Genomic DNA, 20,806 nt, shown 5'->3' with positions numbered 1-20,806 from the left:
CAAAAAGCCGCAAAGGTACTAAGACCTCTACGGCAATAAGCGTAAGCATATCTATAATTAAGAGATGTAATCTCTACTTGTAAAATGTAAGAGTGCCACGAGTGAGTGATGATTTTTTCTAAAAGATAATCTTCACTCCACTGTGACACTCCGTAAATAGTAGCTGCTTCTGATGAGCAGCATTGCGGTCATATTCGACCATCGCATAAAAAAATTCCTCCAAACTCGAAAACGGGTTCGGAGGGAAGTTGAATTTTCGTCTGGGCGTGTTTATACTGCCCACCAAAGCACCGTTTTTTTTATTTGGTGGGCTTGCTTCATATTGATTTTAAAGCTTATCTTACTTGATGTTTTGAAAATGCCTTATGGGAAATGATTGAACCTATTACTACTAAAGCAATCGCAACAGGAATAGACCATACTGCATAAAGCATACCATTGTGCATTTGTTCAACAGACATTATGGAAATATACTGTGAATAGAAAAGGGGCATCAGCACAATAATTCGATATAATGCACTTGTTTCAGAGATAGGAAGCATTATCGGTATCACATGAATAGCTGCTGAAATTACAAACGCTATCATTTGACTTTTACAAACAGCAGACAGAATTAAAACTATTCCTGTTACACTGATTGCACTCATAAACGCCAACAGGATTTGATACTTTAATACTGTTCCGCAAGTAATATTAAACGGAATATACCCTTCTAAAAAATCTATTGGAGCAAAAAGGATAGAGCAGTCCAGCCCCTCTGTTCCATAAATAGCAACCGCAATAAGCAAATTGAAAATAACAACCAAAGTCGTTATGAAAACGGCTGAAAGTAAACTTGCTAATACTTTTGCTGTGGCACATTTTGTCTTTCCGTATTTACTTGTCAAAATAATGTTATCCACTCCACCATACTCGCCAGAGAAAACAGGAGCAATTAGCAAAATAATTACTAATGAAAGGACAATAAAAATCTTCGCCATATTTTGGCTTGTACTAAGCCAACCGTTTACATACCCAACTTTTATTTCTTTATCGCCAAATACATCTGCTACGCTTAACCCGTTCCAATTTCCATCTATATCAGCAAAATGGGAGAATACAGAAGACTGCAAAGCATTTTGATAAATGTATTTTGCGTTCATTCCATGTAAATCTTGAGTAGGCTTAAACTCAGACATCATCTGCTGTACTTTATTGTCAGTTAACTTTCCCTCATACTTCAATGCAATTTGCTTATCAATTTCTACCGCAGCTTTTCCAGTTTCCTCTGCACCGTTTCCGTCAAATGCGTACATACTGTGAAGCGTGGAAAAAGACAGTATCAAGGACAATAGTAATACGGCAGCAACAGAAATAACCGCAAAGCGTTTTGTCAATATTTTTCGTAATTCAAACTTGATTAGATTTTTCATTATTCGTTCACTCCTTTAAAATAGAATAGATACAAATCCTCTAATGTAGGTTCTACCTTTATCGCATTTTCCATAGGCGACTGTTCAGAAATCACACGCAGAACCGTACAATTATTTTCAATGTTTCGCAAATTGCTTATATTCAGAGTTTCAGAATATTGCTCCGCACGACTGGTCGGAACTGTACATTCCCATACCTGTCCGTCAATTTCTGTGGTAATTTCCTGCGTTTTTCCAAAATGGAGAATCTGACCGTCTTTCATCATAATAATGTCCTCAGCAATAAACTCGACATCAGAAACAATGTGCGTAGAGAGAATAACTATTCTATCTTTAGAAAATGCACTAATCAGATTACGAAAACGGACACGCTCTTTTGGGTCAAGACCTGCTGTCGGCTCATCTAAAATTAAGATGCGTGGATTATTCAACATCGCCTGTGCAATACCTAAACGTTGTTTCATACCACCAGAGAAAGTTTTGATTTTGAGGTTTCTTTTCTCTGCTAAATCAACAGCTTCCAACAATTCTGTTGCTTTCTTATGAGCTTGTTTTTCACTCAGTCCTTTTAATGCCGCAACATACATAAGGAAATCCCAAGCTGTAAAGTCTGGATAATATCCAAACTGTTGCGGTAAATATCCCAATAAATTACGGTACTTCTCTCCGAGTACAGATATGTTTTTCCCATCCAAAGTAATTTTCCCAGAGGTCGGTGTCTGAATATCGCAGAGTAACCGCATAAGGGTAGTTTTTCCCGCACCATTTGCACCAAGCAAACCGTAAACGCCATTTGATAATGAGAGGTTCAAATGGTTTACGGCTGTTTTTGAGCCATATTGCTTTGTTAGTTGAATTGCTTTAAGTTCCATATCAAAAACTCCTTTCGTCTTAGGGAGCAAAAAAATACTCTCCATGTGTTTACATAGAGAGTATAGAATGCAATTTTCTACTTTTTATCTACTAATCGAGAGATTTGAAAAAAGCAGTCACTTTTGCTCCGATTGAGCAATTTTCAATTTTCAGATAACCACCGTGATGTTCACATAAAATTTTACAGATATACAGCCCAAGTCCGAAATGCTCAGAGTGATTTTCTTCTTCCGTAAAATATGGATTGGTTGCTTTGCTTAAAATATTTTTTGAAAAGCCACATCCATTGTCTGAAACAGAGAGATAAAAGCCATCATTATTACTTGTGTAAGTGATGTTTACCTTTGATGTTGCGTATCGGATTGCATTTGAAATCAAATTATTATTAACTTGTGAAACAAAAGTATAATCAATGCCAATAGGAATATCGGAAATGTTATTTTGAATAGAAAGAGTTTTTCCACTTTGCTCACACAAAATTCTTGCACTATCAGCTATTGCGGTCACATAACCGCTTATATTAGACTTGTCACTTATGGGTTGAGCATCTTCTAAACGACGCAAGTGGCTCATACTATCAACATATCTTTCCAAACGGAAAATATGTTTTCCCATTGTTACAGCGGTGCTTTTGGTTATTGGGTCATGGTTGGACTGTAAAATTTCATTATACCCTTTTAATACGGTAAGTGGAGTACGTAAATCGTGAGCAAAAGCAGCATTAAGTTGTTTTCGTTCTTCCATTTGCCGCCACATTTCAGAGAAATTATTAGCAAGGGTAAAACGCATTGTTTCAAATGATGAACACAATTCTCCTAATTCATCTTTGCTGTCATATTTAATTGAGAAGTTTAAATTATTATTAGAAATCATTTCAGAAGCGGCTTTTAATTCTGTAAGCGGTTTTTTTAACTTGTTTCTATAGAATAACAAGGTCGCCGTAATAATACATAACGCTGAATAAATCGGAGTTGCAATTATTGGGGCAACTTCACATATTGAAAGTAACCGTTGGTCTTTTTCAGACATTGCAACAGGTGCAACTCCAATATAATTGCCATCACCGAGTCTTTCTCCATTTTCATTTGTTAAATAATATTTTTCTCCTGTTGGGGGATATTTGCTTTCAATCGTTTTTGTAGCATTATTGCACAAAGTAGCTGTTCCTGCACTTAATAGAATGGCAAGAATTACAAACGCTGAGATATAAAGTATTATACTTTTTCGCAATGACAGGTTACACCACATTTTCTTTATCTTATCCACTTATATCCACACCCCCAAACTGTTTCAATATAAGATTTATTTGTGTATGCTGCAATTTTTGTTCGTATTCTGCGAATATGCTCGGCAACAACACTACTATCTCCCTCACTGTCATATCCCCAAACTCTTTCATAAATTCTCTCTTTATCAAAAACTTGTCCTGCGTTTTGAGATAATAACTCAACAATGTCAAATTCTTTTTTTACAAGACCAATAGGTTGGTTCTGTATATAAACAGTTCTTTCAGAGTAGTCAATTAAAAGTTCTCCTGAAAACTTAACTTTTGTATTCGTTTGATGTCGTTCTTCTCTTCTTAAATGTGCTTGCACTCTGGCTTCAAGTTCAACAAGAGAAAACGGCTTAACAATATAATCATCACCACCTACGGAAAATCCTTGTACCTTATCATTTTCTTCAATACGGGCAGTTAAAAAGAGTATAGGGCAAGAAACATAATCCCTAATTTTCTTGCAGACTTCCATCCCATCAAGCTTCGGCATATTTATATCTAATAAGATTATATCTGGTTGTAATTCTGCTAATTTGAGGGTTTCTACTCCATTATAAGCAGAAAAGACCTCATAGCCCTTGCTTCTAAAAAATCCTGTAAGCATTTCAACTATATCAACTTCATCATCGGAAATTAAAATCCTGTACCTCACATATAACACCTCCATAATAAACACTAACGAAAAATTTTCAATTTTTCATCAACTTTTTTCTTGCATCAGCAGGCTTTTCAGCATTTTTCGGAATAAGCCACACACGGTTAATATTCATAACCCCCTCAATACGGTTTCCTTTACAAAGTCTTTGTACCCATCTTAACGATACGTTCCACTTTTCAGCGGCTTCCTGTGCTGTCATATATTCAAACATATCTGACCTCCTAAGGTGTACTGTATATATTATAGCCGTTTGAACGAACAGTATCAAGTGTGCAATTATGAACTTTGACCGCTTGTAATAAGAGATTTTATATCCTAATATCAGAGATTTCAAATCGTTCTATAAGAACTCACATTTCTGTAAAATATAATAGTAGCATTTTGCAGATACAAGGTGGTGAGTTTATGGACACAAGAAACAATGATTTTGACTTCGATTTTACACCGATAGGACAGGCAATCAAGAAAGCAAGGACAGCAAAAGGTACGACCAGAGAGCAGCTTGCTCGTATTGTAGATTATGACCCAAGACATCTTCAAGCGATTGAAAATGAGGGACAAAAACCAAGTCTGGAGCTGCTCATTCAGCTTGTGACAATGTTCGGTGTATCGGTTGATGAATACATATTCCCAGATAATGAGGTCAAAAGAAGTTCCGTCCGCAGACGCTTAGACGCAGAACTCGACAAACTAAACGATAAAGAGCTGTCCATAGTTGAAGCAACTGTCAGCGGACTATGTAAGGCAAAAGAGCCAGAGGAATAAACCTCTGGTTTTTCTTTTGCCCATTTTTAATAGGCAGGAACACCGTAACCATAGATGGAGCTGCTTCCAACCGTATATTGCTTTTGTCTGCAAGCATCGCCAGAATTACCCTCCACGGTGTAAACGACACCGTTTTCGCATTTCTCCACAATGCCTACATGGTCGGTTTCTCCGTCGCCTTCCCAATCAAAGAAAATAATATCGCCTGCCTGCGGCTCGTAGTTTCTGTCTTGCCATTGTCCGTTACCCTTAAACCAATTTGAGCCGTCCACGCAGCCTGCGAATTTCGGGATAATCCCGCTTTCGATATAACCACACTGGTCGGCACACCACGATACGAAGCAGGCACACCATTCTACACGCCCATCAAAGCCATACCAACTCCAATAAGGCTGACCGCCCTCATTTCCGAGCTGTGTCAAAGCGACCTCTACAATGGCTTGGTTGCTGCCGCTTGTGAACGCCCGTCCATACGGATAATAGCGTAACACATGGGCGGGGTACTGTGTGTCGCCGTATTTTTCCCACCCTAACCGCTGTGCCTGCATGGTGGAAAACTCTACCGCATTGGTGTAGGAATAACCGCCGTAGCTGGTTTTCGCCCATGAGATATACCCATTGCCGAAGTTATAGCCCTGCAAGGCGAGCTTGATACGCTCCATGTCAATCGGGTTTTCCACCTCGGCAGAGATAAGGGCGGCTTTCAGCTCCTGCACGCCGCACTGGATGGAATACTCTGGGTCTTGTATCCCGTTCGGCTCATGGGGATACCTTGTGTTAAAGCTGCCCTCCGCCGCCTGCATGGGGTCAAGCCCACGCCCGCCAGACTCCTGCATCATCACCGCCTTGATAAGCTCCACATATTCGGGGATGCCGTACTGCTTAGCGTATTTCTGTATCAACGGCGTGTAGGCTTCCACCTCCACACTGACGAGGGTATAGGAAGTGCTTTCGCTTCCTCCCCCAAATAAGGACACGGCACATCCGAGTAGGACAACAATCAAGATAATCACGACGGCAATCCAGCCGCCTGCGATTAAAGCGGAAATCAGAGCCTTTGTTCCTGCAATAATCGCCTTGACCGCAACTATAGTGGCTCTGACCGTAGCTTTTGTTGCTTCAGCGGTTGCCTTTGCGGTGGCTTTTGCCGCCTGTGCTGCCTTTTGGGCAGTTTTCGCAGAAGCCTTTGCCGCTGCATGTGCCGTTTTTACCGAGGTTTCCGTCGTTTTGATTGCCGCCTTAGAAGTTGCCTGTGCGGTTTTAATTCCCTTTTCGGTAGTCTTGACTGTTCCCTTAGCAGTTGTTTTCACCGCTTTTTCTGCATTTCGGGCTGTGCTCTTAATCATTTTTTGCCCCTGCTGTCGGGTCTTTATCAACTGCGATTTTGCTGTCTGAGAAACATCGGGGGCAGAGGAACGGCTTGCAGCCCCGTGACGGATCTGCAAGCCGTGTTGTTCTGACATATTCTGTGCTGCTTTCTGTTCTACGGCTTTGACAGCCCGACTTTGCTTGAAATCGGTTATTTTATCTTTTGCCTTACCGATATTCTCCTGCGTTGTCTTGACTGCCTTTTGCCCCTGCTTATTGAACTGGTGGACACCTTCGTCCTTTGCACGGTCTGCCGCAAAAGAAATCCTGTCCGCAGCATATTCTGTGGCAGAGTTTTCATCAGCGTAATATCCCTGTTCCGCTTTTTCCTTTATCCCCACATAGGCAGACTTCATACGCTCACTGGCTATGGCGGCTTTATCTATGGTCTTTATCGTACCTTTGACCGCATCTCTGGTTTTTATATCAGCCATAGAAAACCTCCTTTCCCAGAGAATTTGCGTTCAAATCAGCCGACCTTTTTTGCCACTACAACGAGCCTGCCGTTCTGTGCGGAGTATTCGCAGGTGGAAAGGGTAATGAGCCTGTCGCCGTATCCAGCGGTCACACCTGTATCATACAAAGCAAGCTCCTTGCACTTCCCGATATAGGAATTAAAATCTTCCTCATTCTCCGCATCAACAAAGTCGTAGTATCGGAAGCCCTCAGAGCTGTACGCCACAGTCTTAAATACAGCGACGATTTCATACTCTGCCTGCTCTGTGAGGGTATCAAACTGAATATTCTTGTGTTCCTCATAAAAGCTCTTGGACTTGTAATCCTCCAACGCTCCAAACATCTTGCCGCCCTTAATGTGATGACCGTAGATAACCAGATTGTCACTTTCAGCAATATCGCAATTCTCCTGCACATAAGGCGTTCCTAAATCGCTGTACTCTTTTTCAAAATTGTGCTTCAGATAAAAATTCGGATTGTTCCTGCTCTGCATCACAGGATAATTGATTGTCGTGCCGGCAATGGAAATCCAACCGACCATATCCTCATTCTGTAAATACAATTCCTGATACTTGGCAAGCACATCTTCCCCCTCGCTGACAGGGGCATCGTCTGGCACGGTTTCATCCGTGGGAGCCTGCTCTACCATCTCGGCAATCTCCTCAAAGGCTTCCGTCTGCTCGTCCACCTCTGCATAGTAATGATAAATGCGGAAGCCGCAAAAAGCCGCCGTACCTAACAGGCACACGGCGGCTACAACACAGATAATAGATTTATAATTCTTCATAGGCTTTTCCTTTCTTATCTTGAAATTTCCGTCTGTTTTCTGGGAGCAGGAAGCTCCCTGCAATATTCGGGGTATCTGACCTTGATACCCTCCATAAAGTAGGGAGCAAACTCACAGCAAAACAACTCCTCTGGCGTGAAATACCGTTCCCGCCGTTCCCGCCCTTCCTCTGCATACCCGTTCCAAAGGTTAAAAGCAAGATGGCAGACCTTGACTGTTCCGCTTGTCTGCCAGCCGCCGTGCATACCCTCTGGCTCGATGCAGTCCTCCTTGAAATTGAACATCTGGTTGATGTTCGCCCTCGTTTCCGAAGCGATACCCATCACATAGAAAAATGCCCTGTGATAACAGTCGTTCACTCTGCATTTCATCATATTTTCCAGAAAGAAATCACGGTGAGCCGTATCACGGAATTTAATATCAGCCATAAAAGACCTCCTTTCTTAGACCTCACCGAACTTGGTCGTCATCAACTTGTAAAGCTCGGTATTGCGTGGGAACTTGTTTACAAACGGCACAAGGGAGCTGCCAACTTTGAGTAATCCCTGTCCTGCACCGACATTCGTGATATAACTCATCTGAAGGTCGGAGATATTAAGGAGCTTGGCAAGCTCAAGTCTGTCCGTAGATGCTTGGTTAAGCATAATGATAAATTCGCTGTTAGCAAGCATCGTCCTTGCCGTATGGCTCTGCAAAAGGTCGTCTACATTCTGCGTAATACCCGTACAGTACGCACCGTATTTACGCACACGCTTCCAGAGGGTAAAGAGGAAGTTTGCAGAGTATTCGTGCTGAAAGAGCAGATAAATTTCGTCAATGAAAATAAAGGTATTTCTGCCTTTGGCTCTGTTCTGAGTGATACGGTTTAAGATGCTGTCAAGCACCACAAGCATACCGATAGGCTGTAACTGCTTGCCCAAATCCAGAATGTCATAGCAGATAAGGCGGCTGTGAGTATCAACATTCGTGTGCTTTGCAAAGGTGTTGAGCGAACCGTCCGTAAACAGCTCAATCGCAAGAGCGATTTCCTGTGCTTCTGGCTCATTCTGTTTTAACAGCTCCTCACGGAAGTCCTGCAAGGTGGGCGGCGTTCCCATATAGTTGCCCTGCTGATAGTAGCGGTACACGCTTGCCGTACATCGGTCAATAATGGATTTCTGCTTTGCTCCCAAGTTCGTGCCGCCGATGAGCTGTTCGCAAAGGGATAAAATAAACTCCGATTTCAGAATGACAGGGTTTGCACCGTCACCGTAATCGGAGTTCATATCCATAGCATTGATGTGATTTTCACTTGTCGCAGAGATATGAATGACTTCTCCCTGCATTGCTTTCACAAGCGGGGAATACTCACGCTCTGGGTCAATGATGATTATATCGGCATTAGGGTCGGTCAGAATGATATTCGTCATTTCTTCCTTTGCGGTAAAAGATTTTCCTGCACCTGACACACCGAGAATAAAGGAATTGCCGTTAAGGAGCTGCCTGCGGTTGGCAATAATCATATTTTTGCTGATGACATTCTGACCGTAATACACACCGTTTTCGTGGTAAATTTCCTGCACACGGAACGGTATAAACACTGCAAGGCTCTCTGTTGTGAGGGTACGCAGGGCATCTATCTTCCGTACACCAAATGGCAGAGCTGTATTTAATCCGTCCATCTGTTGATATTTCAGCACCGCAAACTGGCACAAGTGCTTTCTTGCGGTAGTCAAGAGAGCTTCTGTATCATTGTCGAGCTGCTCTTTGGTGTCAGCCGTATGCACCATCGTCAGCACGGCAAACATCATTCTCTGGTCACGGGTTGTCAAATCGTCCAGAAATTCCTTGCTTTCCTTTCGCTGCTGTTCCAAATCATAGGGGATAACGGCAGAAAAATTGTTGTTCTGGTTCTGCTTCCTCTGCCAATTCGTGATATTGGTTTCCACACCAAGCAGACGGTTTTCCACCTCCCGCACGGCTTCATCTGTGGGAACGGGGATAATGTCAACGGACAGCATCATATTCCTGTTCAACTCACAAAGCTCCGCCACCATACTGTCCTTGATATATGCCGCATACTCTCTGAGAAAAATCACACGCCCATATCTGTCACCCATTCTGAAGCAGTCGCTCTCAAATTCAAAGGTATTAGGGCAGATAAAATCCTTGAAATCGTGACCTTTCCGCATCGTCTGGGTAATATCGAAGTGGAACGCTGTTTCTTCTCCTGTACGGTAGAAGTCGTGGAAGATACGTAGCTTGTCGCCTGCGTCCAGTTCCACACACTTCGACCCCAGACGGTTAAAGTGGGCGATAAGGTCAGCACCCACACGGGCAAAGTAGTTTCGGGCTTCCTCGATATTCTTCTTGCAGACAGATACGGTTACATACTTATCCTGTACGATGGAATTAGCCCCTGTCGCCTTATCCAGAAGCATTTTGTTGTATTCCTTGCGGTACTTATACAGACCGTCATCAGCCATTGGGATTAAAATGGTCTGTTCAAAATCAGCTTTGTTCAAGCGACGGTTGTTGATAGTGATTTTCGTGGTCGCACCGCTGTCAAGGGAATTAAGAAGCTCCGAGTATTCAAGGAACATTGCTTCCTTATCCTCACGGCTTGCCACGGCATAGTTTATATCCTCAAACTTAAAGGTCTTTGCGTACTTGTTCCTGCCTACAAGAAATATGCCGTCCTCCCAGATTGTCTTAATCGGGATAACATTTTGTACCGACTTCGGCACAACAAACTTTTCCCTGTCCTGCTTGAACAGATTTTTAAGAGTTCTCAGCATTGTTTACCTCCTTGCTGCATTTCGCTTTTTTCTTTTTCGATTTCTTTGGTTTTGGTGTCCTGCCTTTCTGCTTTTTCCGTACTGTCGTCAACCCTTTTTCATAGGCTTCAATGGTTGGCTTCACCGTTTCATAATAAAGATTATCTGGCAGGAACATCAGCTTTTTCGGCATCAGAAATTCTGATTTAAGCCACGCCCAGACAAACTGCTCTGCGGTCATACCGTTGTATTTGATAAAGCCCATAGCCGCAAAGGGGAATGCACCTAAGATACAAACCCAACTGAGTGTTTCCGTTCCAAACCGTGGACGGAGAAGAAAATACAAACCCATCGCCACGCCGCAGGCAAGGACAGAAAAAATGAACTGTCTGAGTGACAGTCCAAAAAACATACTCTCCGTATAATTACGGATTTCCTTATTTATCTTTACTTCCAATCATAGCACCTCCCTTACAAGCCCATCATTTCTCTTACAACACGGTCTGCCATTTTGACCGCACCGACAAGGACGAGCATATTGAACACAAGTTCCCCGATATAGCTCCATACCATTGTAACCGCCGCCGCATCGGGATTGACCACAGGCGGAGAAGAAGCAAATAGGGAAAAGATAATGCAGGCAAGCACGATAACCGCACCTTCAAGACATACAGCGGCATAGCTCTTAATGAAGCTCTTGCCGACGCTTTGGCTCGGCTCTCCCGCAAAAGCGGAAAGGGGTACGGGTGCTATGGCAGTATAGATATACAGCTTGAAAAACCTGCCATATACCGACATAATCATTATGAATGACAGCACCGTAATAAACAGTCCGCCTATCAGCGTGACCGCCCATAGCGGGATACTCTCAAAAAATCCGCAATCTTCAACGGCTGTCACGATTTCCTGCGGCAACACCGTCTGCTGTGCCGAGCCAAATCCTGCGGCATTCATAATCGTGGAAATCATACCCTGCACAATCTTAAACAGTGCCATCATCAGTTCTAATCCGTAGGTCACTGCACCTTTGGCAATGGCAAAGCGGATAAACAGCTTCAAAGCCTGCTCTGGTCGCTTGACTTCTGCAAAATTTCCGCAGGTACGCATCACACCCACAACAAAGAACAGCACGAGCAGGGCAAGTCCAATAGCCTGCACCGCACCGTGAATATCCACGATGACATTCCATATCGTGCCGCCCTTAAAATTCTCTGGGGATTGAGTAATGAGCTGCCATATCTCGGCTAATTTCTCATTCCAAGTGTTTAGGGCGTTCTCTAAATTCTGTACCACCCAGTTATCAGACATTTGACCACCTCCTTGATGATATTAGATAACGGGAGCGAGTTCCGCACTCGGCGGATCTGCTCCCGTTATCTTTTTGTGTCAGTCTGTTATCTTAGCCTGTGATAAGAGTCAAGATTTCCTTTGCGAAGGTAATGACAACGCCGCCTGCAAGGGTCAAAAAGCCGTTAGCCCTCTGGGACGGGTCGTGGGATTTGAGGGAAAGACCAATCTGCACGATACCAAAGCCGAGCATAATCATACCAACAGCCCTCACCAGACCGAAAATGAAATCGGACAGATTGTTGACTACCTGAATGGGGTCATTGGCAGCAAAGGCGGTTACGGAAGTACCAAGCACAAATGTCATTGCCATAACAGCCATACAGTAATAGCGGAAGCCTTTCTTAACCTTTCCAGTCATCGGCAGCTTCGTGGTTTTCTTGTTCTCATTCTTCTTAAAAAGTTTCATAGAGTAAATCCTCCTTATAAATTGAATATTTCTTCCAAGTCCTCATCGGACAGAAGCTCATAGGAAGTGCTGACAGCTGTCACGCTCACGGCGTTATCTGGAATATCACTGTCAAACACAAGAGTTGCGACAGCCTGCGTAGGCTCTCCGTGGATATACGGCGGTTGCCCTCCGTCAGCCGTCAGCTTCACATTCGGGTGCTTCAAGATGTCATACTTGAAGTCCATAACGGGGCGTTCTCCACGCACAAAAAGAAGTGCGTATCGGTTATCAAGCATACGCACTTCGTCTGGGGTCATCAGCTCACGCCCCGAAATCTGATAATTTGTTGAATAGTTACCACTCCGCCCAGAGCTTTTCCCGTAGGTGTTGGTATCAATGGTTTCCTTGCCCAAAAGTTCTGACACATATTTGTGGGTGCTTTGCTCGTTGCCGCCCAAATACAGAAACTCATCGCAGTTGCCGACAATGCTTTCCCATTGCTTTTCAAAAAGGGCTTTGAGCTGTGCCAGATTTTGCAGGATAATGGATACCGATACCCCTCTGGAACGCATAACAGACAGGATTTTATCAAAGTCATCAGGCAATGAAACATTCGCAAATTCGTCCATTATAAAATGGCAATGCACAGGCAGGCTTCCGCCGTACTTGTGGTCTGCAAGATAAAAAAGCTGCTGAAAGAGCTGGGTATAAAGGATACTGACAAGGAAATTAAAGCTCGTGTCGTTGTCTGGTATCAGAGCGAACAGAGCGACCTTCTTTTCTCCCAGACTTGGCAGGTCAAGCTCATCGGTGGCGGTAAGCCCTGCAAGGCTCTCCAGATTGAATTTTTCAAGCCTTGCGGCAAGGGTTATCTGGATACTCTTTAAGGTCTTTGCACTACCAGAGTGGTAATCCCTGTAATACTTGAGGGCGATATGCTCTGGGTTTACCATTTCCAGACGGTCAAACAGCTCGTCCAGAGGGCTTACATAGCTGTCATCGTCCTCTCGGACTTCGCCTGCACGGAGCAGCTCCATAACCATCGGGAAATTCTGCTCGTCTGACGGTGCTTCATATTTCAGATAGAACACCAGAGCCAGAAGCAGCATACTTGCCGCCGTATCCCAGAACGGGTCTTGCGACTGTGAGCCTTTCGGCGTGGTCGCTTTAAACAAATTTGTTACCAACCTCTGAACATCGTTATCGTTCCGCAGATAGACAAAAGGATTGTAACAATGACTGCGGTGCATATTGATAAGGTCAAGTACACGCACCTCATAGCCTTTATTTTCCAACAGACCGCCGATGTCACGGACGATTTCGCCCTTTGGATCGAGTATTACAAAAGATGTGTTGCACTGCATAGCATTTGGCTTGCAGAAAAACCTTGTTTTACCCGCACCAGAGCCACCACATACTAAAATGTTCAGATTCCTGCGGTGCTTTTTCCCGTCCAACCCGATACGGACATTCTGGGTCAAGAGCTTATTAGCTGACGGGTCTTTATCTCGGTACTTCTTATTCAAAGCACCTGCGTTGCCCCATTTCGCAGAGCCGTGTTCCTCACGCCTGCGGTAATTCCTGCGTGTAGAGAAATAAACTCCGATGCCCATAGCGTAGGCAAGCAAAAAAATAAGGACAGTCTTTACGCTGTCCTCACACATCGTTATTTCAAGCGGATTGCCCATCGCCACGGGTATACCTCGGATAATCTCTACAAGACCGCCGCTGACATAGGGTGCTGTCAGCAGGGCAAGCCATACAACAGGAAGTATGCCGCAAACAGTAAGGATTAGGCTCGTTTTCTGGTCATCGTTCCTCATTACACCTGCAATGCACGACCTTAACCTTTTTTGTCGGAGCGTGTGCCACCTTACTTATCAGCTCGTCAACAGGCTCGGTGGGGCGTTCCTCCTGTAACTGCCTTGTACGCAGGGTGTTTAAGGCGTTGATGACGATATTCTTATCGTACTTATCAAGTGCGATATGGTATCGTTCCTCTCTCATAGTCTGCACCTCCGATTAGCGTTCCTGCTCTTTGTTCTTTGCAGGCTTGTTCTTCTCCATACTCTTATACATATCGCTCTGGATTTCGCCCAGAACATCACGCATCGTGCCAAGCTCTCCTTTGAACGCCTGCGTATCCATTTCCGCATACTCTCTGGGAAGTCTGGAAAAGTCAAAACCTCTGGTATCCACGCCGTAACGAGAGCTTACCATATAGGCAACGCAGAAGGAGTTGAAATCGGAAACATCACGGCTCTCGTTGTACTTAAAGTCATAGACCGCCGCCGACACTTCTTTTGCCATACTCACGAACAGCACTTCCTCGGAAAGCCCCTTCTTGACAAAAATGGTCTGCTGAGAGCTGTCATAATAGGCAGGCAGTTCAAGCTCATCGACAGGAACACAGGGTACAGGGCTTGCATCAATCAGAGCCGACACAAGCTCACGCATGGATTTCGGCTCCTGTTCCTGCTGCCTGTCCTTTGCCGAGGTTTCAGAAATGTCATAAACCACTTTGGCATTGTAGGAGATACCCTTTGTCCCGTCCTCACGGGTGTATTCCTTGCTCGGCTCAAGAATAATGATTTTTTGTGCATCCTTGTTCACATAGACACGGCTCGCTTTCCATTTGCTGTACTCTTTAAGCTGCGTTGCTTCGGGCATCTGTGCTGACACCAGAATAGCGTTAGCCACGGAGTAACGGTCAAAGCGACCCTGCACATCAAGATACTGACGGAAGCTGTCGCCGCTTGCCATCATTTCAAAGCAGGTATTGTCAATCAGCTCATAGGCTTCTTTCCGCTGTGCCTGCTTTGCGGCAGCCCATTCCTCTTTATCAAAAGGTCTGTTGCCGCCGCTGAATACATCATAAATACTCATAGCTGTTTACCTCGTTTCTTTGGATTTTGGTTTCTTTTTCTTTCTCTGGGGCTGTTTATGCTCCGTTTTCCCGTTAGCACTTTTCGCCCTGTCGGAAGCTCCGCTTTTGTCCAGGGCGGAAGTGCCAATCTCTGCTTCCTGCTCCTTGCGGCTCTCCTTGATTTTCCGCAGTTCCTCTCTGACAGAAGGTTTCTCCTTAGTCATAGTAGCCCCCTCTGCGAACTTCTTTGGCTGCTCTGAGGTAGGCTCGGACTGAGGGGATTTTTCTGTCTTTGCCACCGAGGGGTTTGGGGCGTTTTCCTCCTTCTGGATGGGCTTGCCCATAAGCTCGTCAAGCAGCTTGTCTTTCTCCGCCTTTTCCTGCACACCAATCTCTGGCTCTGGCTGACCGTCCTTTGCATCTTTGGATTTCTCGGCTTCCGTCACAATAGAAGCGGTATCCACCGAAGCAAGATTAAAGCGTTCCACGATACGACTGATTTTCGATGCGTCTTCGGCACGGGCGATGACATCGACCTCTGCATTGGGGTCTTTGTTTTTCCTGTCCGTGAGGACGCAATAAAGCACACCGTATTTTTTCGCTTCCTGAGTGAACTTTTTCAAGTCGCCGCTTTTGACGGTAAAGACTTTCAGTTCCTTACCAGAACGGAGCATACTTGTCAGCCTTGCTTTGCCTTTGGTTTTCTTTTCTTCTTTAAGAATGGAATACAACAGGATAGCGATGTTCTTCGCACCTGCACCTGTAATTTTGGCAGCGACCTCAAAGCCCTCCAAGCTCATTCGGACGATTTGTTCTGCCGCTTCGCCGCCTGTGTTCATTCTTCATCAGCTCCTTTCTTTGCTGTTCGTGTTCGTCTGCCCGTATCGTCTGCAATTTTTCCTTGAGGGTATCACTACGGGCGGAAATGCCCTCGCACAGTCTGACCTCCTTTCGGATAATTTTCAGCCGCCCCGAAATATCGGAAAGCTCTGCCTTGACTGCTTCCTTTTCTTCGCCGCTTGTTCTGCGGGATTTAGAGTAAAGCTTCTTTCTCTTCTGAAGCAGGGCAGACATCTCCGTTTTCAGAGAGCCTTTATATGAACAAAGCTGCTCCGCCGTATCAATGTGATTGCGGCAAAGTAGCCTCGTTTCCTGTGTGATGGCTTCCATCTTCATAAGGTCGTCCTTTAAAAGATAATGAAGCCGTGCATAATTTTGTTTTCTGCCTTTCGGCAGGATACCGAGCTTGTAGCAGTAATGGAGATACAGCCCACGCAAGCCACCGATTTTCTTGGCGTTCTTCAAAGAGCCTTTGACCCGATAGACCTTAACCTGTGGCTGTGGCTCTGAGAAGCTCTGGAATTTGACCGCATAGGAATTTTCGCTGATACGCTCCATAATCCTGTCATTGGTGTATTCCTCTCCGAGCTTATAAAGCCGCTTGGGTCTTTGCCAGCCCTTACCGATAATCGTCCAATACTTGCGGTTGGGGTCAAAGTTTATGCGGTAACCCATTTCTGTCAACTGGCGGTCAAAGTCTTTCAGCGTGAATGATTTGCTGATAGCTTCATCCACCGCTTGTCTGGCAACATTATCCCTCGTGGGTCGCCCCTGCTTTTCGGCTTGGTAAAGGGCGTAGGGCTTTTTCTTGCCGCTTGGGTGTTCGATGACAGACAGGGCATACTCACGGCAAAGCTCATCGGAACGCTGACGGAGCAGCCGCAGATTTGCTTTGTTGTCGTGGTAGTGCATACCGTCCGCAAAAGAAACAGAGTTCACAACAAAGTGATTATGCAGGCAGTCGGTATTTAGGTGGGTGGCAACGATGACTTGAAATCTGTCGCCCCACATTCGCTCGGCAAGTTTAACGCCGACCTCGTGTGCCTGCTCTGGCGTAACCTCACCGTGCTTGAAGCTCTGGAAGCCGTGATAGCAGACAATCTCACTCGTGTCGCTCCATCCCGCTTTGGCAATCATCATTTCATCTCTGGCGGTGGTCGGGTCACAATTTACACCTGTGACAAAGAAACGCTGCTCGGTCTTATTCTTATTAGTAGCGTACTCCATTACATCGACCATCGCCTGCAGGTCGGCTTCGGTGTATTTGGGATTGGCGGTCTTTGCAGGATTTTCGGCATAGTCGATTGGATGGTCGAGCCTGCCACGCACATCCCATATCTCGCAGACCGCCATCACGATGACCTGCGTGGAAGCAGATACCTTTTGCGAATATCAATCTGAAATTCGTGCCACTTCCTTGCTTCCTCACGGAGCATCGGGGTATCCACAAAGCCGAGGGCGTTTGCCTTAACCGCAAGCTGATTGATACGGTTTCCAATGGCGGACAGCTCACGCATCATTTTATAGAACTCTGGGTCGGGCTTTTCGCAGAGCTGATAGCCCCTTACCATTTCTCTTAAAAAGGCTTCTTTTGAGCGACCCGATTTCCGCACAAGCTCATTAAGGTGTTCGGCTTCCTCCTCAGTCAGACGGAAAAGTATCTGCACATTTCTTTTTCGCATTGTCCTCTTCCTTTCTCTCGGAAAGTCTGTTTATCTGCAAGCAGCACATACACACAACGCCGAACAGACCGCCGAGCATTGTGCCGATAATGAAAAATAAGAACTCACTCATTCTTGAACTCCTTTCTGTTCTCACGGGGTATTAGGGGCTGACCCCTAACAAGCGAATTTGGCTAACCAAATTCAGTGCTTGGTAAGACATCTCATTCTTCGCAGTCGTCCTCATACATACACTCACCACACACGGGGCAGAAGTACGGACAGTCCGAGCAATCCTCATTTTCCTGTAATATATTCTCACCCGCACCATCAAGACCGTCCTCGCTCTGCTCGGTAATATCGGCTTCGCCGCAGACAAAATCATCATCGGTAAAGTTGATAAGGTCGGTATCGAACAGGATAATTTTTGTCTTTTCCTTTGCCTGTTCGAGGCTTTCCGCATAGACGGAAACGGTCTTTTGATAATGGGCGGTAAGGGTTACATCATACTTTTTCAATGGTTCATTCCTCGCTTTCAGCACTAAATTTTGATTTGGTTTCGGTGTCTTTCTGGTGAGAATCTACTACACAATCAACGGGCATCACTCCTTTCACGCTTGGGCATAGGTCTTGCAATTTCCAGATAGGACAACAAAAAATCGTTGAAGTCCTTGCCGACAGGCGGTGGATCATCAACGATTTTGTAGTCTTTCTGCAACAGTTCCTTCAAAGTGGCAGTACAAAGCCTGCCTACCTTGTCATTATCCAGATGCAGAACGATGGTTTTAATTTGTGGATTGACACTCAAAAAAGTTGTGAGGGCTATGGGAATTTTGCTGTCCTTTATCTCTTTCTTTGGCTGATACACGCCCGAAAGAGAAAGCAGACTTTCCGATTTGTAGTCCTTGCCCTCGCATTTCAGATAAGTGGCATAGGACAGTAAATCAATGGTGGCTTCAAATAAATGCAAGGTATCCGTCGGCTCTCTTGCCAGAAGTCGGAACGAATACCTTTTGTCGCTGCCCGATGCGTCCTGCTTGAAAGTGCTGCCGAAAGTGCCTCGCAGGGCGGCATATTTCGGTATTCCGCTTTCGTCTTTGCCGATAAAAACAGCATTGTGATAATCGGCACTCTCATAGAGCGTACCGTCTGAGATACACTCCTGTATGAGTTGATAGTCAATACCACGCCCGAAAAGATACTGTATCACTCTGTTACAATCCTTATTTTGGTGCGGTAGGAGCAGGACTTTCGGTTCATCTTTCTTGGGAGCAGGGGGTGGCTTCCAGTCCGCCATCGTCTGTCCCGTGAGAATTTCCACGGCTTCCACAAAGTCATATTCCTTGACCTTGATGAGATAATCGAGGGCAGAATAGCCGCCGAAACCTCTCGACCACCAATACCATTTACCGTTGGAAATCTTTAAGCTGTCGTGTTCTGTGGTACAGTACACATTGCTTGTGCCTTTGACCTTAACAAGATTGCTCGGCTCAAACTCACGCAGATATGATAACAGGTCAATCTGGCGTACCCGTTCAAGCACATCTGGGTCAATCTGCACATAGGGTCGGTTAGTTCTCAATGGATAAAATCACCTCCAGAAATAGAAAAAGCCGAGGGGCTTTCGTTAAATGAAAACCTCTCGGCTATGTAAGTTCTATTTGTTATTCTTGTGTTGTTGAATTACTTTTGTCATAACAAAAAGTAGCATTACTCAGATATGGATAATAGTGAAACTCTCCTGAACATATAGCATTAAACATATCTTGCCGATAATCTGAAGTTATGCTTCTATATTTTCGATAAATTAAGTTATGCTCATCTCTTAATTTGTATGTTTCATTATCTTCTGGCTTTAATATGCCTACAATTTCATTATTACAATCTTTAAGCATAATAATCGGATATACTGAATTAAACATTTCAATGCGTTTATCTTCATCATTATCAGCTTCCGAGCCATCACAAACAAGCATAATTTGGTATTGCGGAAATATATTGTTCGCATCTACTTCAATAAAATGATAATGATTTTTTGCATTTTTCAGTTGCTTATAGTCCTCTTCATTTTCAAAAAACATATATGTTTGAGGATTATATATTCTGTGTTCCACATAATTACAATTATTGTTTTTATAGTAATTCTCTACATAAGTTTGGGAGTCATTAAGAAGTTTTTTACAGTAATCTAAAATAGTTGATACAACATCCAATACATCTTCCTTTATATGCACTCTACCATCTTTTTCAAACTCTTGAATGCTTACCTCTCCTTGCACAGAGAACAAATCAAATTTATTCTGCACATATAATTGATACCTATGCTTTTGAGTGTTATTAAAATCAGCTACATAAGAATAATTCTGATTAGCTGTTATATTAGTAAAATCTGTAATAAATTGGTCTGTATATTCTGGGAATGCACTCATTTTATTAATCACATTAACCAGAGAAGCTCTTTTTATCGGCAACGCCTGTTCTCCAAAAAGGCTGGAATTTATCCACTGAGCAAAAGTATCGAAAAAATTATGAAGCAATCCCATTATTTCCATAAATACTTTTTCAATCGCAACTGTCGTGTCAATTTCTATTCCGAAAAAGTCAACAACATTTTTATGCAATTTATATGTACCTTTTCCTGTCCTTTTTGCATCTTCAAATACCTTGTTTATAACCTCTGTTTCTTCCTCTTGATACTTTTTAATTAGATTTTTAAGAGCGTTATAGCTCAGTTCAGCCATATCAAGTTTGTATTGACAGGAAGTAAAAAATTGAAAAGAGTCAGCTACCTTTTTATCCATAAGTAGCTTCAGCAAGTCAAAGTTTGTCATTATTATTCCCCCATTTATTTATAATGAGTAATTATACCACACTACAATAAATTTTTCCATCTCTCGGCTATGTAAAAGACGGCATCAACTCCACGCCAATGCCGTCTTTTCTCGGTTATAAAATTCCTGCTTTTTTGAGATACCCAACGCTGTCATAGCACCCTCTGAAATAGATTGCTTCCTGCTGCATATCGCTGAGCCTGTTCCGAAGCTCCAAAACTTCTATCAAAGCCTTACACTCCTGCTCGGATAAATCACTCGGCTTTTCCGTATCCAAAACTGCCATCACTTTGGGATACTCCTTGTAGAGTTCCTCTATCCTTTCCTCTGTGGAACGGTATTCTGGATTTCCTTTGGGCAGCTTTGCGATAACGGAGCTTAGATATTCCGAAAAAATGTTGCTATGCACATCAACAAAGGTTTCAAATCTGAAATTATCAAGCACACCTTTCACCTCCGACATTTACTAATCTACACCTATTATACTTCCCAGAAATCAGCAATACAAATATGCAAACC

24 protein-coding genes are annotated in these 20,806 nt (G+C 44.0%); 1 reads left to right on the top strand and 23 read right to left on the bottom strand.

Going from position 1 to position 20,806, the window contains the following annotated elements:
- Nucleotides 1-335: 335 nt before the first annotated feature.
- From HED67_RS11335 to HED67_RS11315, 5 genes are all read right to left on the bottom strand, one after another.
- Complete coding sequence (locus HED67_RS11335) at nt 336-1,412, bottom strand: ABC transporter permease (protein ID WP_015560142.1); 1,077 nt, start codon at nt 1,410-1,412, stop codon at nt 336-338.
- Nucleotides 1,412-2,284, bottom strand: coding sequence for an ABC transporter ATP-binding protein (locus HED67_RS11330; RefSeq protein WP_021932294.1), 873 nt, complete (start codon nt 2,282-2,284; stop codon nt 1,412-1,414). Before HED67_RS11330 ends, HED67_RS11335 begins: the two co-directional genes overlap by 1 nt.
- Before the next feature lie 91 nt (nt 2,285-2,375).
- On the bottom strand, nt 2,376-3,551 hold the full coding sequence (locus HED67_RS11325; RefSeq protein ID WP_226852905.1) for a sensor histidine kinase: 1,176 nt from the start codon (nt 3,549-3,551) through the stop codon (nt 2,376-2,378).
- On the bottom strand, nt 3,539-4,213 hold the full coding sequence (locus tag HED67_RS11320; protein WP_117889533.1) for a response regulator transcription factor: 675 nt from the start codon (nt 4,211-4,213) through the stop codon (nt 3,539-3,541). Before HED67_RS11320 ends, HED67_RS11325 begins: the two co-directional genes overlap by 13 nt.
- 37 nt (nt 4,214-4,250) lie before the next feature.
- The gene (locus HED67_RS11315) at nt 4,251-4,430 is read right to left on the bottom strand and encodes a helix-turn-helix domain-containing protein (protein WP_015560140.1); all 180 of its coding nucleotides are present in this window, start codon (nt 4,428-4,430) and stop codon (nt 4,251-4,253) included.
- 194 nt (nt 4,431-4,624) lie between these two features.
- Here HED67_RS11315 and HED67_RS11310 point away from each other — a divergent pair, with 194 nt between their 5' ends.
- Nucleotides 4,625-4,984: a helix-turn-helix transcriptional regulator gene (locus HED67_RS11310; protein ID WP_221718361.1), complete on the top strand. Its 360-nt coding sequence runs from the start codon at nt 4,625-4,627 to the stop codon at nt 4,982-4,984.
- 26 nt (nt 4,985-5,010) lie between these two features.
- Here HED67_RS11310 and HED67_RS11305 read toward each other — a convergent pair whose 3' ends face one another.
- From HED67_RS11305 to HED67_RS11220, 18 genes are all read right to left on the bottom strand, one after another.
- On the bottom strand, nt 5,011-6,786 hold the full coding sequence (locus HED67_RS11305) for a lysozyme family protein (RefSeq protein WP_221718360.1): 1,776 nt from the start codon (nt 6,784-6,786) through the stop codon (nt 5,011-5,013).
- Nucleotides 6,787-6,821: 35 nt separating this feature from the next.
- Nucleotides 6,822-7,595 (bottom strand): class B sortase, encoded by a 774-nt coding sequence (gene srtB / locus HED67_RS11300; protein WP_118366426.1) that lies wholly within the window; start codon nt 7,593-7,595, stop codon nt 6,822-6,824.
- A gap of 14 nt (nt 7,596-7,609) precedes the next feature.
- Nucleotides 7,610-8,023 (bottom strand): DUF6075 family protein, encoded by a 414-nt coding sequence (locus HED67_RS11295; RefSeq protein WP_221718359.1) that lies wholly within the window; start codon nt 8,021-8,023, stop codon nt 7,610-7,612.
- A gap of 15 nt (nt 8,024-8,038) precedes the next feature.
- Nucleotides 8,039-10,372, bottom strand: a complete 2,334-nt coding sequence (locus HED67_RS11290) for a VirB4-like conjugal transfer ATPase, CD1110 family (RefSeq protein WP_221718358.1) — start codon at nt 10,370-10,372, stop codon at nt 8,039-8,041.
- Nucleotides 10,356-10,808, bottom strand: coding sequence for a PrgI family protein (locus tag HED67_RS11285; RefSeq protein ID WP_025577679.1), 453 nt, complete (start codon nt 10,806-10,808; stop codon nt 10,356-10,358). The genes HED67_RS11290 and HED67_RS11285 overlap by 17 nt, the downstream gene beginning before the upstream one ends.
- A 14-nt stretch (nt 10,809-10,822) precedes the next feature.
- Complete coding sequence (locus tag HED67_RS11280) at nt 10,823-11,659, bottom strand: hypothetical protein (RefSeq protein ID WP_008703427.1); 837 nt, start codon at nt 11,657-11,659, stop codon at nt 10,823-10,825.
- Between the two features lie 91 nt (nt 11,660-11,750).
- A complete protein-coding gene (locus tag HED67_RS11275) occupies nt 11,751-12,107 on the bottom strand; it encodes a hypothetical protein (RefSeq protein ID WP_015560134.1) in 357 nt (118 codons plus the stop codon).
- A gap of 14 nt (nt 12,108-12,121) precedes the next feature.
- Nucleotides 12,122-13,912, bottom strand: coding sequence for a VirD4-like conjugal transfer protein, CD1115 family (locus HED67_RS11270; protein ID WP_015560133.1), 1,791 nt, complete (start codon nt 13,910-13,912; stop codon nt 12,122-12,124).
- Nucleotides 13,899-14,096 carry a hypothetical protein gene (locus tag HED67_RS11265; protein WP_006857246.1) on the bottom strand — a complete coding sequence of 66 codons (198 nt, stop codon included), beginning with the start codon at nt 14,094-14,096 and terminating at the stop codon, nt 13,899-13,901. Before HED67_RS11265 ends, HED67_RS11270 begins: the two co-directional genes overlap by 14 nt.
- Before the next feature lie 15 nt (nt 14,097-14,111).
- Nucleotides 14,112-14,975, bottom strand: coding sequence for a hypothetical protein (locus HED67_RS11260; protein ID WP_118633353.1), 864 nt, complete (start codon nt 14,973-14,975; stop codon nt 14,112-14,114).
- 6 nt (nt 14,976-14,981) lie between these two features.
- Nucleotides 14,982-15,794, bottom strand: coding sequence for a PcfB family protein (locus HED67_RS11255; RefSeq protein ID WP_221718357.1), 813 nt, complete (start codon nt 15,792-15,794; stop codon nt 14,982-14,984).
- Nucleotides 15,736-17,148, bottom strand: coding sequence for a relaxase/mobilization nuclease domain-containing protein (locus HED67_RS11250; RefSeq protein WP_221718356.1), 1,413 nt, complete (start codon nt 17,146-17,148; stop codon nt 15,736-15,738). Before HED67_RS11250 ends, HED67_RS11255 begins: the two co-directional genes overlap by 59 nt.
- The gene (locus HED67_RS11245; protein WP_008703437.1) at nt 17,148-17,477 is read right to left on the bottom strand and encodes a plasmid mobilization protein; all 330 of its coding nucleotides are present in this window, start codon (nt 17,475-17,477) and stop codon (nt 17,148-17,150) included. The genes HED67_RS11250 and HED67_RS11245 overlap by 1 nt, the downstream gene beginning before the upstream one ends.
- On the bottom strand, nt 17,437-17,589 hold the full coding sequence (locus tag HED67_RS11240) for a DUF3789 domain-containing protein (protein ID WP_015522602.1): 153 nt from the start codon (nt 17,587-17,589) through the stop codon (nt 17,437-17,439). The genes HED67_RS11245 and HED67_RS11240 overlap by 41 nt, the downstream gene beginning before the upstream one ends.
- Nucleotides 17,590-17,680: 91 nt before the next feature.
- Entirely contained in the window at nt 17,681-17,974 is a 294-nt protein-coding gene (locus tag HED67_RS11235) for a hypothetical protein (RefSeq protein ID WP_221718355.1), read from the bottom strand.
- A 74-nt stretch (nt 17,975-18,048) separates the two neighbouring features.
- Nucleotides 18,049-19,038, bottom strand: coding sequence for a DUF3991 and TOPRIM domain-containing protein (locus HED67_RS11230; protein WP_221718354.1), 990 nt, complete (start codon nt 19,036-19,038; stop codon nt 18,049-18,051).
- Nucleotides 19,039-19,120: 82 nt separating this feature from the next.
- The gene (locus HED67_RS11225) at nt 19,121-20,287 is read right to left on the bottom strand and encodes a hypothetical protein (RefSeq protein WP_221718353.1); all 1,167 of its coding nucleotides are present in this window, start codon (nt 20,285-20,287) and stop codon (nt 19,121-19,123) included.
- A 115-nt stretch (nt 20,288-20,402) separates the two neighbouring features.
- Nucleotides 20,403-20,750, bottom strand: coding sequence for a DUF6664 family protein (locus tag HED67_RS11220; protein ID WP_221718352.1), 348 nt, complete (start codon nt 20,748-20,750; stop codon nt 20,403-20,405).
- Nucleotides 20,751-20,806: the final 56 nt, after the last annotated feature.

The organism is Pseudocoprococcus catus (genome assembly GCF_019734885.1).
In the GTDB taxonomy this organism is placed as follows: Bacteria; Bacillota; Clostridia; order Lachnospirales; family Lachnospiraceae; genus Coprococcus_A; species Coprococcus_A catus.
Note: the sequence above shows the minus strand (reverse complement) of the source record. Positions and strands in the feature narration are given on the sequence as shown.

Bases quoted from the DNA above. Each gene is read 5' to 3' on its own strand.
- HED67_RS11295 (WP_221718359.1), bottom strand. From the start codon at position 8,023: ATGGCTGATATTAAATTCCGTGATACGGCTCACCGTGATTTCTTTCTG.
- HED67_RS11335 (WP_015560142.1), bottom strand. From the start codon at position 1,412: ATGAAAAATCTAATCAAGTTTGAATTACGAAAAATATTGACAAAACGC.
- HED67_RS11305 (WP_221718360.1), bottom strand. From the start codon at position 6,786: ATGGCTGATATAAAAACCAGAGATGCGGTCAAAGGTACGATAAAGACC.
- HED67_RS11260 (WP_118633353.1), bottom strand. From the start codon at position 14,975: ATGAGTATTTATGATGTATTCAGCGGCGGCAACAGACCTTTTGATAAA.
- HED67_RS11255 (WP_221718357.1), bottom strand. From the start codon at position 15,794: ATGAACACAGGCGGCGAAGCGGCAGAACAAATCGTCCGAATGAGCTTG.
- HED67_RS11250 (WP_221718356.1), bottom strand. From the start codon at position 17,148: ATGGCGGTCTGCGAGATATGGGATGTGCGTGGCAGGCTCGACCATCCA.
- HED67_RS11275 (WP_015560134.1), bottom strand. From the start codon at position 12,107: ATGAAACTTTTTAAGAAGAATGAGAACAAGAAAACCACGAAGCTGCCG.
- HED67_RS11265 (WP_006857246.1), bottom strand. From the start codon at position 14,096: ATGAGAGAGGAACGATACCATATCGCACTTGATAAGTACGATAAGAAT.
- HED67_RS11290 (WP_221718358.1), bottom strand. From the start codon at position 10,372: ATGCTGAGAACTCTTAAAAATCTGTTCAAGCAGGACAGGGAAAAGTTT.
- HED67_RS11280 (WP_008703427.1), bottom strand. From the start codon at position 11,659: ATGTCTGATAACTGGGTGGTACAGAATTTAGAGAACGCCCTAAACACT.
- HED67_RS11310 (WP_221718361.1), top strand. From the start codon at position 4,625: ATGGACACAAGAAACAATGATTTTGACTTCGATTTTACACCGATAGGA.
- HED67_RS11225 (WP_221718353.1), bottom strand. From the start codon at position 20,287: ATGACAAACTTTGACTTGCTGAAGCTACTTATGGATAAAAAGGTAGCT.
- HED67_RS11330 (WP_021932294.1), bottom strand. From the start codon at position 2,284: ATGGAACTTAAAGCAATTCAACTAACAAAGCAATATGGCTCAAAAACA.
- srtB (WP_118366426.1), bottom strand. From the start codon at position 7,595: ATGAAGAATTATAAATCTATTATCTGTGTTGTAGCCGCCGTGTGCCTG.
- HED67_RS11245 (WP_008703437.1), bottom strand. From the start codon at position 17,477: ATGCGAAAAAGAAATGTGCAGATACTTTTCCGTCTGACTGAGGAGGAA.
- HED67_RS11270 (WP_015560133.1), bottom strand. From the start codon at position 13,912: ATGAGGAACGATGACCAGAAAACGAGCCTAATCCTTACTGTTTGCGGC.
- HED67_RS11240 (WP_015522602.1), bottom strand. From the start codon at position 17,589: ATGAGTGAGTTCTTATTTTTCATTATCGGCACAATGCTCGGCGGTCTG.
- HED67_RS11220 (WP_221718352.1), bottom strand. From the start codon at position 20,750: ATGTCGGAGGTGAAAGGTGTGCTTGATAATTTCAGATTTGAAACCTTT.
- HED67_RS11315 (WP_015560140.1), bottom strand. From the start codon at position 4,430: ATGTTTGAATATATGACAGCACAGGAAGCCGCTGAAAAGTGGAACGTA.